Source organism: Bradyrhizobium sp. P5_C11_2, from assembly GCF_054049755.1.
Window position 1 is genome coordinate 1 of sequence record NZ_JBFULT010000002.1, and the last position, 14,093, is coordinate 14,093.

General features: G+C 64.4%; 13 protein-coding genes. 1 reads left to right on the forward strand and 12 read right to left on the reverse strand.

The window, feature by feature from the left end; all coding sequences use genetic code 11:
• The 11 genes from ACXJL8_RS00320 to ACXJL8_RS00370 form a co-directional block, all read right to left on the reverse strand.
• Positions 1-638, reverse strand: a 638-nt coding sequence (locus tag ACXJL8_RS00320) for a substrate-binding periplasmic protein (protein ID WP_456684458.1), incomplete at its 3' end; no start/stop codon positions are given.
• Between the two features lie 38 nt (positions 639-676).
• On the reverse strand, positions 677-1,027 hold the full coding sequence (locus ACXJL8_RS00325; RefSeq protein ID WP_456620642.1) for a c-type cytochrome: 351 nt from the start codon (positions 1,025-1,027) through the stop codon (positions 677-679).
• 88 nt (positions 1,028-1,115) lie between these two features.
• A complete protein-coding gene (locus tag ACXJL8_RS00330; protein ID WP_456620643.1) occupies positions 1,116-2,834 on the reverse strand; it encodes an outer membrane protein assembly factor BamB family protein in 1,719 nt (572 codons plus the stop codon).
• 335 nt (positions 2,835-3,169) lie between these two features.
• Positions 3,170-4,474 carry a TRAP transporter large permease gene (locus ACXJL8_RS00335; protein WP_456684459.1) on the reverse strand — a complete coding sequence of 435 codons (1,305 nt, stop codon included), beginning with the start codon at positions 4,472-4,474 and terminating at the stop codon, positions 3,170-3,172.
• A gap of 34 nt (positions 4,475-4,508) precedes the next feature.
• Positions 4,509-5,102, reverse strand: a complete 594-nt coding sequence (locus ACXJL8_RS00340) for a TRAP transporter small permease subunit (RefSeq protein ID WP_456684460.1) — start codon at positions 5,100-5,102, stop codon at positions 4,509-4,511.
• Between the two features lie 9 nt (positions 5,103-5,111).
• Entirely contained in the window at positions 5,112-6,110 is a 999-nt protein-coding gene (locus ACXJL8_RS00345) for a TRAP transporter substrate-binding protein (protein ID WP_456620646.1), read from the reverse strand.
• Between the two features lie 44 nt (positions 6,111-6,154).
• Positions 6,155-7,813 (reverse strand): hydantoinase B/oxoprolinase family protein, encoded by a 1,659-nt coding sequence (locus tag ACXJL8_RS00350; protein WP_456620647.1) that lies wholly within the window; start codon positions 7,811-7,813, stop codon positions 6,155-6,157.
• Positions 7,814-7,815: 2 nt separating this feature from the next.
• The gene (locus ACXJL8_RS00355; RefSeq protein WP_456620648.1) at positions 7,816-9,900 is read right to left on the reverse strand and encodes a hydantoinase/oxoprolinase family protein; all 2,085 of its coding nucleotides are present in this window, start codon (positions 9,898-9,900) and stop codon (positions 7,816-7,818) included.
• A 141-nt stretch (positions 9,901-10,041) separates the two neighbouring features.
• On the reverse strand, positions 10,042-10,848 hold the full coding sequence (locus ACXJL8_RS00360; RefSeq protein WP_456620649.1) for an NAD-dependent protein deacetylase: 807 nt from the start codon (positions 10,846-10,848) through the stop codon (positions 10,042-10,044).
• A 189-nt stretch (positions 10,849-11,037) separates the two neighbouring features.
• Positions 11,038-11,442, reverse strand: a complete 405-nt coding sequence (locus ACXJL8_RS00365; protein WP_456620650.1) for a hypothetical protein — start codon at positions 11,440-11,442, stop codon at positions 11,038-11,040.
• An 88-nt stretch (positions 11,443-11,530) separates the two neighbouring features.
• A complete protein-coding gene (locus ACXJL8_RS00370) occupies positions 11,531-12,307 on the reverse strand; it encodes a sensor histidine kinase (RefSeq protein ID WP_456620651.1) in 777 nt (258 codons plus the stop codon).
• A 565-nt stretch (positions 12,308-12,872) separates the two neighbouring features.
• Between ACXJL8_RS00370 and ACXJL8_RS00375 the strand changes: the two genes are divergently transcribed.
• The gene (locus tag ACXJL8_RS00375; RefSeq protein WP_456620652.1) at positions 12,873-13,133 is read left to right on the forward strand and encodes a DUF1488 domain-containing protein; all 261 of its coding nucleotides are present in this window, start codon (positions 12,873-12,875) and stop codon (positions 13,131-13,133) included.
• Between the two features lie 52 nt (positions 13,134-13,185).
• Here ACXJL8_RS00375 and ACXJL8_RS00380 read toward each other — a convergent pair whose 3' ends face one another.
• A complete protein-coding gene (locus ACXJL8_RS00380; protein WP_456620653.1) occupies positions 13,186-14,022 on the reverse strand; it encodes an SDR family oxidoreductase in 837 nt (278 codons plus the stop codon).
• Between the last annotated feature and the right edge of the window lie 71 nt (positions 14,023-14,093).

The window sequence follows — 14,093 nt, forward strand, 5'->3', positions numbered from 1 at the left end:
GCGACGTTCCAGTTGAGGTCGGCCACGCTCTCGTCGCGATCCAGGATGCGGAGCGCCTTGTCCGGATGCGTCAGATTGAAATAACTCGCCGCCGTGGGCGTGACCGCAGCGGCATCGATCTCATGATTTGACAGGGCGTCGAGGCTGTCGCTCTCGAAGCCGAAGGTCGACATAGGCACGTGCCGTTGACCGATGATCATGGCTGCGACGGATCCGACCTGCACCCCCACCTTGGTCTGCGCGTTGAGGCCCTGGAACGAGGCCAGCGTGCTGGATGACGGCACGGCGAGCGCGACGCCCGTGCGATAATACGGTTTTGAGATCCTCAAACGGGTTTCGCCTTGCGCCTCGCGGTCGGCGATGACATCGAGAAGAATGTCACAGCCGGCGCTCCGCATCTGGTACTGGGTGATGATCCAGTCGAGCCGCAGCGACACGCCGAGCTCGCGTGCCAGCGTCTGGCCCAATTCAATCTGAAAGCCGGGAGGATCGCCGGCCTTGCTCGCGAAGGGAAGCGAGTTGGGATGGGCGCATAATCCGAGCGCGCCGGACGAACGGATCGCGTCCAGGGTTCGCGCCTGCGCCGGACCGGACAGTCCGATGACGGCGCCGACCAAAAGCGGGAGAACTGTCTTCATTCCGCGTCCTCGTATCGACGGATCGGGGCCTTGGCGATTCATCCCTCGCGCGGCTTCAAGGCGCGGATATATTTCACGATCTGGTCGATCTGCGCGTCGGTGAAGGCCCCGCCGAAGGCCGGCATCGCACCCGACTTGCCGTTCTTGATGCGGCTGTGCAGAAACTCGTCGTCGCGCGGCGAATTCATCAGCTGCGGTCCCTTGCCGGCGGCCCGGCCGCCGGCGGAGTGACAAAAGCCGCAGGTCCCCGCGAACAACTGCTCGACGTCGAATGTCCCGTTGTCGGGTGCAGGGGTGGCAGACTGCGCTCGAACCGGTGCGGCAGAGAGCAACGAGGCGCCCAGCACCGCCGATAGCAGCGCGGCGGACTTCTTCAAACGCAATTTCAAGGTAATGAGCTCCATATCCTGAAGCACGCCCGCAACCTCAATGCACGGGGAGCAAGCTTGCGCCTGCTCCCCGGCAATCTGCGATGACCTATTTCAGGCTGAAGACGACAAGCGCGCCGTCGTCACGCGGCATGCTCTTGTAGACGCCGCCGAAGTTTGGCGCGTACTCGTCCGCCAGCATGCCGCCAAAGCCTGCGGCGACGGCAACGTACTGTTTGCCGTTGACGGAATAGCTGACGATGCCGCCCTGATGGCCGGTGCCGTTGTTGTGATTCCACAGCTCGGCCCCGGTTTCAGCATCGTAGGCATGGAGGATGCCGCGGGAGTCCGGCACGAACACGAGATTGCCCGCGGTCGACAGCACACTCCCAAGCGGCGGCTCGGGATAGCGAACCTCCCACTTCTTGGCCCCGGTGATGGGATCGCGCGCGTCGAGATGTCCATAGATCTCGCCGCCCGGAGGCGGAGCCATCTTGAAATCGGCGCCGATGTTGAGCTGGACCTGGGGCGCGGTGACCGGCGTCGTCTTCTGGACGTCGAGCGTCATGCACCATTCCTGGCCGATCTTGTAGTAGAGGCCCGTCTTCGGGCTGTATGATCCGGCGTTCCAACTGATGCCGCCGCCGATRAATGGGCACAGCGGCGGTTCGGTGACCTTCCCCGCGGTGAAGTCGCGACGACCGATCAGGGCGCCGGTCTTGGGGTCGATATCCTTGACGAAATTGATGTTCTCAACCAGCCGCCAGACGTTCTTCACGCCGAGATTGCGGTCGTAGACGAAGACGAAGCCGCCCTTGTTCGGATGAACCACGTATTTCTGGCCGTCGCGCTCCAGCATCACGAACTCGCCGACGGCGCTGTCGAAGTCCCAAGCGTCGTGCGGCAATTCCTGATGATAGAATTTCAGCTTGCCGGTATCGATGTCGAGACCGATCACTGAACTCGTATAGAGATTGTCGCCGGGACGCGCACCTTGCGTCTTGTAATCGGCGCCCGACCAATCGTAGAGCGGCGCCGGATTCGCGGTGCCCCACAGGATGGTGTTGGTCTCGGAATCGTAGGTGCCCGGCATCCAGCCGCCGCCCCCGCCCGTGCGCCAGGAATCGTTTCCCCACGTCTTCATGGCCTCGTCGGTGCCTGCAACCGTCAGGAACTCCCACTTCTTCTTTCCAGTGGTGGCATCCACGGCGAAGATCGGGCCGCGGCCCGGCCATTCACCGCCTTGCGCGCCGATGATCACCGTCCCCTTCGCGTAAAGCGGCGCACCGGTGAAACCGACCGTGAGCTTCTGCGAGTCGATCAGCCTGGTTTCCCAGAGGACCTTCCCCGACTTCATGTCCAGGCCAAGCAGCCTGCCATCCATGGTGCCGACGAAGACCTTGCCCTCGCCGAGCGCCACGCCGCGATTGTAGGGAGAATGGGTCTGGCGGGCGATCAGCACCTCGTCCAGTTCCGGAAAATGGGTCCAGATCACCTCGCCCGTCGCGCCGTTGAGCGCAAAAACCCGGCTGTAGGAACCCGTGTAGTAAAGCATGCCATCAGCCGCGAGCGGCATCGATTGCAGGCCACGGGTCGAGCGTCCGGGAATATGGATCCAGGCAACGCCCAGATTGCCGACATTGCTCGCATTGATCTGCGCGAGCGGGCTGTAATGATAGGACTTGTATGAACCGTGATAAGTCAGCCAATCGTTCTGACCGGCACCCTCGATCCGCGCAGTATCCACGGTTTGGGCCAACGCTGACGTCGCGATCAATGTCGCGCCGGCAACAAGAGCTAGACCAGAATTACTCCACCGCCTCTTCATCCGTTCCTCCCGCTTTTATTGTTTGTCGAATTTGCATCTTACAAACGTCGCCGCGAGGGATGTCAGCAGCTCGCTATGTGTCGGTTCCTCTCCATCGCATATGAGCTGCCAACAGTTCTCGATCTCTCTCGGCGGACATCGCCAAAAGGAGCTACATTCACTGGATTGGTTGCTGTTGCACTCCTGCTCGCTCTCATAGCGTACGCCGGATGCGAGGGAGCGCAAAGATGGAATGCGCGCCCGGCGCGAATTTGACGCGCGGCGCGAACTGAAAACGTCAGTTACGCTTACCGTTCGGCGCGTCAGGATGTCGAAGGGGCGTCGCCAACGACCAATTACCCGTACAGCACCCTTGGCAKGATGGTGACGATGCCGGGCCAGAGCGTCAGCAGCAGCACGAAGCCGACCATGATGACGAGATAGGGCAACGTGACGCGCGCGATGTAGCCGAGGCCGTCGTCGGTCAGGCCCTGGATGACGAACAGGTTGAAGCCGACCGGCGGGGTGATTTGCGCCATCTCGACGGCGAGCACGAGAAAGATGCCGAACCAGATCTCGTCGAAGCCCGCGCCCTTCACGATCGGCAGCACGATCGGCAGCGTCATCACGATCATCGAGAAGCCGTCGAGGAAGCAGCCGAGGACCAGATAGAAGATGATCAACACGACGATCAGCATGAAGGGCGACAGGCCGAGGCCCTTGACGAAGGCGGCAACCGCCTGCGGGATGCCGAGGAAGGCGGCCGCATTGCCGAGGATCGAGGCGCCGAGCACGATCAGCGCAATCATCGAGCAGGTTACGACCGAGCCGATCAGCACGTCGCGCATCACCTGCTGCGACATCGAGCCTTGCGCCCAGGCGACCAGGCCAGCGCCGAGCACGCCGACGGCTGCGGCCTCGGACGGCGTCGCCAGCCCGCCATACATCGAGCCCAGCACGCAGGCGATCAGGAACAGCGCCGGTGCGAGGTCTTTCAGTGCGGCAAAGCGTTCGCCCCACGGCACCTGCGACAGCTTTGCCTCCGTCTCCGGCACCATCGCGGGCTTGAGGGTCGTGTGCAGCATCACCCAGCCCATGAAGGTGGCGGCGAGCAGTAGGCCGGGCAGCACGCCCGCCGTAAAGAGCTTGAGAATGGAAACGTCGCCGAGCACGCCGTAGATGATCATGATGTTGGACGGCGGGATCAGGAAGCCGAGCGTGCCGGCGCCGGCGAGCGAGCCGATCGCGATGTCGCGTGAATAGCCGCGGCGCAACAGCTCGTTGAGCGACATCCGGCCGATCACCTGCGTGGTCGCAGCCGACGAGCCCGAGATCGCCGCGAAGATGGTGCAGCCGATCACGTTCACATGCAGCAGCCGGCCCGGCAGCAGACCGGCCCAGGGCGCGAGCCCCTGGAACAGCGAGCGCGACAGCCGCGTGCGAAACAAAAGCTCGCCCATCAGGATGAACAGCGGCAGCGCCAGCAACTCCTGCGTCGTCAGGATRTTCCAGGCGTATTGCGGCAACAGCTTGTCGAGCGGGATCGAGCGGAACATCGCGAGCAGCAGCGTCGCGGTGAGCGCGAGCGTCAGGCCGATCCACAAGCCTCCCGCCAGGAGCGCAAACAGGATCACGAACAAGGCGACGACTTCGATGGTCATGGAATCCTGTATCCGGTAGCGGGCGCGAGCGCGGTCATTCGACGGGAGAGGCCTTCATGCGGTGATCCTCCAGCGGCAGGCCGAGCGTGGCCTGGATCGCGCGCGCAAGGAACTGAAGGGTGAGCAGCAGCATGCCGAAGGTGACGACGGCCTGCGGAAACCACAGCGGGGTGTCGCTCGAGGTCGACAGCTGGCCGCGGGCGAACGCGCCCCAGGCGAATTTTGCCATGGCGTAAGTCAGGAAGGCCATGAAGGCGARGCCGGCGGCCGCCGAGAGGATCTCGATCGCGCGCTGCACCGGAGGCGGCACGTTCTTCAACAGCAGCACGACGCGGATGTGGCCGCCGACGCGCAGCGTCATCGCAGCGCCGAAGGTGAAGGACGCCGCCATCAGATAGGAGGAATATTCCCAGGCGATCGAGATCGTCGGCGGAAAGAACGGCAGGAAGTTCGAGAGGAAGCGGGTTGCGACCTCGCACAGCATCAACAGCGTCAGCGTCAGCAGGCAGCCGCCGCCGATCCAGCCATCGAGCCGGCCGAGCCGGTCGATGCCGTCGAGCAGAATCCGCAGCGGCGCCGGCGCCGCTGCGTTGAGACTTTGCGGAGCTGCGGGCGAAACGCTGACCACGGCCCGACCTCAGCGCTTCATTTCGGCGAGATAGGCCCGCACCGGCTTGTCGGCCGCCGGCACGCGCTTGAGGAAAGCGTCGAGCTGCGGCGCGGTCTTGCCGCGAATGTCGGTCATCATCGCATCCGAGACCGGCACCACCTCCATGCCGCCCTCCTTCAGCCGATTGAGGCTGTCGACGTCGGCCTTGAGCGAGTTCGCCCAGAAACCGGGCTCCATCTTCGCGGCGATGCCGGAGACGAGCTGCTGTTGATCGCCAGAGAGCGCCTTCCACGAATCGAGATTGACGGTGAGCATCTGCGACGACCAGACGTGATTGGTCGGGTAGATGAATTTCAGGAACTCCCAGAACTTGCCGTCGACGCCCGACACCGCCGAGGTCGAGACGCCGGAGACTGCGCCGGAGGCCAACGCGGGAATCGTCTCGCCCCAGGGGATCATCACCGGCGCCATGCCGACCACGGCCAGCATGTCGACGGCGTTCTTGTCGGGCACGCGGATCTTGATGTTCTTCAGCCCGTCGACATCGGCGACCTTCACCTTGAGGTGCAGATATTGCGTCGGCCAGGGCACGATGTAGAGGATCTTCTGGTTGTTGCGCGCGGCGACCGTCTCGTATTCGGGCCGCACATATTTGTGCAGCAGCTTCAATTCGTCCATCGAGCTGCACAGGAAGGGGATGCTCTCGACGCCCATGAAAGGCTCGTCGCCGACCTGCTGGATGTTGAGGACGTCGGCGAGCGGCACCAGGCCGTCGCGCACGGCGCGTAAGTGCTCGGGTCCCTTGAAGCCGAGCTGGCCGCCGGCCTTCACGGTGATCGCGACCGTGCCGCCGCTCTGCTTCTTCACTTCTTCGGCGAAGGCAAAGGCGTTCTGGGTGTGGAAATTGCCGTCGGGCCAGACCGTCGACATGTCCCAGCTCACCGTCGCCGCTCGCGCGCGGGTCGAGATGTGGCCGGCGGCGAGCAGCGTCGCTGCCCCCGCGGTGAAGCTCCGTCGCGTGATCATTCGCCCCTCCGTTCTACTGATATCGACGCGCGGTATCCTTCTCGTCACCGCGCACGCCCATAAACCGCAACTGCATTGTCCGAAGACACCAGCCCGCTCTCGACGTCATCGTTGACGGCCGACCGCGCGCGTTCCCCGGGATCGCCGATGCCGGCGCCGCCCGGCGTCAGCACCACCAGCCGGTCGTCCGGCGGCACCTGCTGAAAGCCCTTGCCGCGCAGCTTCTTTCCGGATTTGAGACCGACATAGCCGGCCTCGCCGTCACGGCCGCCGTCGCGGCCGCGCGGCGGATGGTCGATGCGGTCGAACGCCGCCAGAATGTCGAACGGCGCATCGACGCCGCTGCCGACCTCGATGATCTGGCCGAGGCCGCCGCGGGTGCGCCCTGCCCCGCCGGAATCCGGGCGCAGCTCCTTGCGCCAGAAGATCAGCGGCGTCTGCGTCTCCGCGATCTCGACCGGGGTGCCGCGCACGCCGCTGGGATAGGCGGTCGCCGACAACCCGTCCTTGCCGAACCGCGCGCCGGTGCCGCCATTGCTGGTCACCGCCATCGAGAATCCGTAATTGCCGCCGGCACCCGAGCGGGTCTGTCCGCGCACGTTGAGATTCCACAGGCAGGAGGTGCCTTCGGCCGGCACGTCCTCGGGAATGATCTGGCGCAGGCAGCCGAACACGACGTCGGGCAGCATCTGGCCGATGATATGGCGCGACGCCACCGGCGCGGGCTTCGGCGCATTGAGGATCGCGCCCGCAGGCGCCGACACCGTCAACGGCGAGAGCGAGCCGGCATTGTTCGGAATCTGCGAGGCGACGACGCAGCCGAGGCCGAACACGGTGTAGGCCGTGGTGTAGGACAGCGGCACGTTGATACCGAACTTCGAGGCGGCCGAGGTGCCGTCGAAATCGACATGGATGCCGGTCTCCGAGATCGTCAGCGTCGCGGCCAGCGTGACCGGCGCGTCATAGCCGTCGACGACCATGGTGTTGCGCCAGCTTCCCTTCGGCAGTTTCGCGATCTCGGCGAGCACCGCCTCGCGGGAGCGGTCGCAGACGTAGTCGCCGAGCTCGTCGAGCGTGTCGATGCCGAACTCGGTCATCATCTCGACCAGGCGCTCGCAGCCGACGTCGTTGCAGCCGGCCAGCGAATAGGTGTCACCCTCGGTGTCGATCGGCAGCCTCGTGTTGGTGCGGATCATCGCCATCAGCGTCTCGTTGACGACGCCCTGGTCGATCAGCTTCAGCATGGGGATGTAGAGCCCCTCCATGAACACGTCGGTGGCGTCGGGTCCGAAGCCGATGCCGCCGATGTCCATCAGATGGCTGGTGCAGGAGAACAGCGCCACCGGCTTGCCGTCCTTGAAGCACGGCGTGGTGACGACGAAGTCGTTGAGATGGCCGGTGCCCATCCAGGGATCGTTGGTGATGTAGGCGTCGCCCTCCTTCATCGTCTCGATCGGGAAGCGGGCGATGAAGTGCTTGACCGATTCCGCCATCGAGTTGACGTGGCCGGGCGTGCCCGTCACCGCCTGCGCCAGCATCCGTCCCCTGAGGTCGAACACGCCGGCCGAGAGGTCCCCGCATTCGCGCACGATCGGGCTGAACGCGGTGCGCAACAGCACCTGCGCCTGCTCCTCGACCACGGCGATCAGCCGGTGCCACATGATCTGGAGGTCGATCAGGCTCGCGCCACTTGGCTTGCTCATGGTCAGGCCGCCTTCCGTTCCATGACGATGCTGCCGGCACCGTCGATATGGGCGTCAAAACTGGTGGAGACGAAGGTCGAGGTTTCGTCCTCGGCGATCACCGCAGGGCCCGCAATGGTCGCCCCCGGCGCCATGTCCTCGCGGCGGTAGAGCGGGATCTCGATCACTTCCCCGGCGCGGCCGTCGAAGAACTTGCGGCTGCCGGACGCCTTGCCGGCGGGCTTGCGCGTCACGTCGGCAACGCGCGGCGGATTGCGCGCCTCGGTGGTCGCGAGCACCGACCAGCTCAACACCTCGATCGCGGCGCCCGGGATTGACCGCTCGAACATCCCGGCATAGTCGGCCTCGAACTGTTGGCGCAGGCCGGCAAGATCGTCCGTCGTCAGCCGCCGGTTCGGCAGCTCGACCGAGATCTCATGGCCCTGGCCGACATAGCGCATGAAAGCGGCGCGGCGCTCGCGCACCGGGGCACCGGCGGCACCCGGTTCGACCAGCGCGCGCGCCTCGGTCGCCATCTCCTGCAGGAGATCGGAGACCGCCTCGGTGTCGAAATCGTCGAGCCGGACGTGACGGCTGCGCACCAGCTCATACGCGATCGGGGCCGCGAGGAAGCCGACGGCCGAGCCGACACCGGCGTTCGACGGCACGATCACCCGGGAGACGCCGATCTTCTCGGCAACGCGCGCTGCGTGCAGCGGCGCGGCGCCACCGAAGGCGATCAGCGTGTGCTGGCCGACCACGGCGCCGCGCTCGACCGCATGCACGCGCGCCGCGCTCGCCATGTTCTCGCAAACGACCTCGTGCACGGCATAGGCCGCGGTTTCCGCCGATAGACCCAGCGGCTCGCCGACGGCACGCAGCAGCGCCTGTTTCGACAGCTCCGGGCTGAGCTTGATCGTGCCACCCGCAAAGGCGTCGGGATCGATCATGCCGAGCGCGACATCGGCATCCGTCACGGCCGGGCGCAGGCCGCCGCGGCCGTAACAGGCAGGCCCGGGCTCGGACGAGGCGCTCTCGGGACCGACGGTGACGCGCTTCATCGCGTCGACATGGGCGATCGAACCGCCGCCGGCGCCGATCTCGACCATCTCGATCACGGGAATGCGTACCGGCAGGCCCGAGCCCTTGAGGAAGCGCGCAGCGCGATCGACCTCGAACACGCGCGAGGTCTCAGGCTGGTATTTCTCGATCAGGCAGATCTTGGCGGTGGTGCCGCCCATGTCGAAGGACAGCACCTTGCTCTCACCGAGGCGCGCGGCGATCTGTGCCGCGAAGATCGCGCCGCCGGCCGGCCCGGATTCGACCAGGCGCACCGGAAAGCGCCGCGCCGTCTCGATCGAGGTGACGCCGCCGCCGGAGGTCACGAGATAGATCGCGCCGCGAAACTGCTCGACCAGCAACGCCTCGGCCATGCGCGCGAGATAGCCGTCGATCAGGGGTTGCACATAGGCGTTGGCGACCGCGGTGGAGGTGCGCTCATATTCGCGGATCTCCGGACACACCGCCGACGAAATCGTAACCGAAACGCCGGGCATTTCCTCGCCGAGGATCGCCGCGGTACGCCGCTCATGCTCGGGATTGGCGTAGGAGTGCAGGAAGGCGATCGCGACGCTCTCGACATTCAGCGCGCGCAATTTCGGCGCGAGTGCGCGCACCGCTGCTTCGTCGAGCGGGAGACGGACGGCGCCGTGCGCGTCGATGCGCTCGGGCACGGTGAAACGCAGGGATCGCGGCGCCAGCGGCCTCGGCTTGTCGATGGTGAGATCGTATTGGTCGTAGCGGCTCTCGGTGCCGATATCGAGCACGTCGCGAAAGCCCTCGGTCGCGACCAGCGCCGTCTTCGCGCCACGCCGCTCGATGATGGCGTTGGTCGCGAGCGTGGTGCCGTGAATGAAGACGTCGATATCGCTGATATGGGCACGCGCATCGGCCAGAATGAGACGCATTCCATCCAGCACCGCCTGTTCCGGCCGCTGCGGCGTCGTCAGCACCTTGCGCGTCTTGCGCACCTCGCCCATGTCCAGAACGATGTCGGTGAACGTGCCACCGATATCGACGGCAAGCCGCACCTCGGCTCCCTCAAGCATTCCAAAATTCTCCGGCTGATCGTCAAGACTGGGGACAAAAACGCAGCRATTTCCGTGCCATCAGGCATGCCGGCAACGCCGCGCCCGGCTATTCTGCTTGGCACCCATGCAATACGCAAGGCGTGTTCGCCTCGCACGCGATCAGAGCAGGAATGCAAGCGCCGCTTCGCAGCGCTCCTCGACCTTGAGCGTGAGGAGATCGTCGGCGCGGGTGCGTCCGAGATTGACCGCCGCGATGGGAATTTCCCGGCGCGCGGCCGTCTGCACGAAGCGGAAGCCGGAATAGACCATCAGCGAGGAGCCGACGACCAGCATGGCGTCGGCCTGCGACAGATGGTCCTGCGCGGTCGCGACGATTTCGCGCGGGACGTTCTCGCCGAAGAACACGACGTCGGGCTTGAGGATGCCGCCGCAGGATTCGCAAGATGGCACATTGAACGACGAAAAATCCGCGTGATCGAGATCGGCGTCACCGTCGGGCGCATCCGCGGCATCGAGCGCGAGCCATTCTGCATTGGCGCGGCCAAGCGTATCCTGGAATTCGTTGCGCGGCGTCTTCGCCCCGCAGCCCATGCAGCGGACCAGATCGAGCCGGCCGTGCAGGTCGATCACCTGCCGATGGCCGGCGGATTGGTGCAGCCGGTCGACGTTCTGGGTCAGCAGCATGCCGCACCGCCCGCTCGCCTCGAGACGGGCCAGCGCATGATGGGCAGCGTTCGGGCGGGCCTGGCCGAACCGCCGCCATCCGATCAGGCTACGCGCCCAGTAGCGCCGGCGCGTGTGCTCCTCCGACATGAAGGCCTGGAAATTGACCGGCTGGGTCCGCTTCCAGTTGCCGTGGCTGTCGCGATAATCGGGAATGCCGGAATTCGTGCTGCAGCCGGCCCCGGTGAGCACGAACAGATTTTCGTGCCGGGCGACGAAATCCTGGAGCGGATGGTTTGCCATGGCGCAGATGTAGTCTGCGCCGCCGGTTTTTGCCAGATCACGGCCGCACGGCAGAGCGAACTGGTGAAATTGATAGCGGACTTCGAGCGGCCGGCCGCCAGTTGGTCGGCATGAGAAGAGTGTCAGTGCAAAAATGCCGGCAGCCAAGGCTCACGCACGGGCTTGCCCTGCCCCCAAGCACGACACCCGTCAGATCTTGTTGGGACCGACGTCATGCTTGTGCTTGTGCAGAAATCGGGCGATCTGCCCGCGGAGCGCCGCTGTCTCCAGCAGTGTTCCGACCGACCCGGCGGTGTCGAAGATCTCCCGCTGCAGCGTCGTCGGCAACGTATTCCATTGCATGATGATGGCCGCGCCGAGACAGCGCAAAACACGTTCCTCCTCGATTGCAAGGGTCGATCCGCGCGATCGTTCCGACTGCGCGGTGTTCACTGCCTCCACGTAATTGTCCGCGAGGACCTGCTCGTTATCGGCGCGAGACGCAAGGCTGTCCTGTAGTTTCTCGAATCTGCGGGTGTCATCCTTGCCGGGCGAACTCCTGGCCAGTTCGCCATATGCGGCCGCCTTTGCACGATATTGTAGAAATTTGAACATCAGGGCTCCCTTGCTGCAGCTCTTTCGCGCATTCCAACGAGGCCCCTCAGACCGCAGAAACCGATCCGCTCACGCTGCCACACGCCGGCTACGCCGTCGGGACACTGAGAGAAGCCGATGGCGCGTCGAACATGTATACGAAACCCGTGGACGCGTAGCTCAATTGCACGTTGCCCCGGAGTTGCCGGCCAAGCGTCTCGATCAACCTGGTTCCGAAGCTGCGCTTTGCGGGTGGCTGGACCAGCGGACCGTCCTTTTCAGTCCAGGTCAGGTGCAAGCGTTGCGTCTGCGGATCGATAGTCCAGGCGAGGTCGACGCGCCCCTTCGGGACCGAAAGGGCGCCATATTTCGTTGTGTTCGTGCAAAGCTCATTGAGCGTCATCGCGATGGCGATGACGGCGGCCGAATTCGTCTGGACATCGGGCCCCGAGATCGAGAATTTCGACTGATCGGGGTCGTCGAAAGGTCTGACCGCGCTGCGCACGACCGCGCCGAGACCGGCGCTCGACCAGCTCGCCTGCACAAGGAGATCATGTGCCCGGCCGAGTGCCAGCAGCCGGCCCTCGATGGCCTGCTGCGCCTGCTCGACGCCCTGCACGTTGCGCAGGCTCTGGGAGACGATGGCGGAGACGATCGCAAGCGTGTTCTTGATGCGGTGGTGCAGCTCTTCAAGGATCAGTTGCTGCAGCTTGTCGGACGTCTCGCGCGCCTTGGCGTCGATGCCCGCCCTGGCAAGCAGACTCCGCGTATTGATCTCGGCCTGCGCCAGGAGCAGCCGCAGGCTGACATTCTCCGCCGCAAGAGCATCCTCGTGCGATTCCGTGCTGCCGGGGCGCTGGCCTGTGCGGAGATCGATCTCGAGCATTGGCGACTATCTCACCTGGGTTTCTGCCGGACCTGATTTCGGCGGAACGCTCAACGCCAAGACCACAGGCTTCACGCGACGCATCATGCTGATGCACCGGAGTCGTGAATGATCCGAAGGCGCACCGAACCCGACTACCATTGAACGAGCATCGAAACGGCGATCAGCAGCACGAAGAAGATCGGCAGCAACACCGGGGGTACGAGCCACTCGCGAAAGCTGGATCCGGGGAAACCCGACATATTGACCGCCTCTTGGTCGCGGCGGGAGCGCAATGCTCTCAGTCACCGATAACAGCCGAGGGGCGCGCGGTGATGGTTGGATATAGTCATCTTCTGCCGAATAGCGAGGCCGGGCAAAAACTATTTGTCACGATCGGCGTCGAACCGGGTTGTAAACCGGTTGCCCAATCATCATCTGAGAGAAGCCTGACCGGATCGCTCCACCGCTTCTGCCTTCGCCGCAGAATTTTCCGACGCTGGATCTTGTCAGCGTCTCGACGAAGCGTCCGTGTTCCTGACCTACGCAAGCCGAATGTCGCCACGCAACTCGATCGGCTCGAACCATGATTGATTTTCCAAATCACAGCCGCTCATATGACCGGACGCGGCGTGCCGTGCATTTTTGGGGACACGACAGTGCCATTGAGGCCTCATTTTTCATAAATGAAGGCGCATTGGAACATATCCAACCCGGCGCTCATTCGAGCGAATCGAGCTTTCTCAACGCGTTCGATTCCAACCGCGACTTGATATGTGCCGCCGCGGCCAGGAAGTATGTCCGCGGCAGCAGAGGGTCTTACGACCTGGTCGCAGCAGACTTTTGAAACAGTCCGCCCGGACATGCCTGAGTCGGCGACACCTCCATAAGTCCACGTTCTAGCTCGCCCAGTTCTCGCGAAACTCGGGAAACAGCGTCAGGCCTCCACAGGCGTAGATGGTCTGCCCGGTGATGTAGCTCGCATCATCCGAGGCGAGGAAGGCGAACACCGCGGCGATCTCGTCCGGCGTCCCGACGCGTCCGAGCGGGATATGGCTTGCGACGTTGGCGCGCTTGTCGGGATCGCCGGTCCATGCCGCATTGATCGGCGTGTCGATCGCACCGGGACCTACCGCATTGACGCGGATGCCGCGGCTGGCGAATTCAAGCGCCAGCGTGCGCGTGAGATTGGCCATGCCGCCCTTGCTGATCGAATAAGCGAGATAGCCAGGCTTCGGAATGATCTGGTGCACGCTCGAGCAGTTGATGATGCTGCCGCCTCCGCCGCGCGCGACGAAATGCGCCAGCGCCTTCTGTGCGCAGAGCACGGCGCCGTTGAGATTGACATCGATGATGCGGCGATAGGTTTCGACGTCGAGCGCATCGCTCGGCGATTCCCGCTGGAAGCCGGCATTGTTGACGAGACAGTCGAGACGCCCCCAGCGGGCCAGGACCATCTCGAACATCGATGCGATCTCCTTCTCGACCCCGACGTCGGCTTGCACGACGACATGATCGAGCTTGCCGTGGCCGCGGTCGCTCGACGCGGTCCGCGCGAGCACGAGCGTCTCCTCGGCCTGCTCGGGATGACCGAAATAATTGATGCCAACCGTCGCCCCTTCCTGGGCGAGCCGGATGGCGACGGCACGGCCAATGCCCTGGGAGGCACCGGTCACCAGCACATATCGCCCGATAAGGCGCGAAGGAAACTGGGTCGAGCGAGCGGTTTGTGGCATGGTTTTTCTCCGGAGTGCCTCATCATCGACGGAAGGCGGGTTTTGTTCCATCCCCTCGGCGCATCCCTGGG

Excerpts from the sequence above, each read along its gene's own strand:
- ACXJL8_RS00345 (WP_456620646.1), bottom strand. The coding sequence starts at position 6,110 with ATGATCACGCGACGGAGCTTCACCGCGGGGGCAGCGACGCTGCTCGCC.
- ACXJL8_RS00350 (WP_456620647.1), bottom strand. The coding sequence starts at position 7,813 with ATGAGCAAGCCAAGTGGCGCGAGCCTGATCGACCTCCAGATCATGTGG.
- ACXJL8_RS00355 (WP_456620648.1), bottom strand. The coding sequence starts at position 9,900 with ATGCTTGAGGGAGCCGAGGTGCGGCTTGCCGTCGATATCGGTGGCACG.
- ACXJL8_RS00360 (WP_456620649.1), bottom strand. The coding sequence starts at position 10,848 with ATGGCAAACCATCCGCTCCAGGATTTCGTCGCCCGGCACGAAAATCTG.
- ACXJL8_RS00365 (WP_456620650.1), bottom strand. The coding sequence starts at position 11,442 with ATGTTCAAATTTCTACAATATCGTGCAAAGGCGGCCGCATATGGCGAA.
- ACXJL8_RS00370 (WP_456620651.1), bottom strand. The coding sequence starts at position 12,307 with ATGCTCGAGATCGATCTCCGCACAGGCCAGCGCCCCGGCAGCACGGAA.
- ACXJL8_RS00375 (WP_456620652.1), top strand. The coding sequence starts at position 12,873 with ATGATTGATTTTCCAAATCACAGCCGCTCATATGACCGGACGCGGCGT.
- ACXJL8_RS00380 (WP_456620653.1), bottom strand. The coding sequence starts at position 14,022 with ATGCCACAAACCGCTCGCTCGACCCAGTTTCCTTCGCGCCTTATCGGG.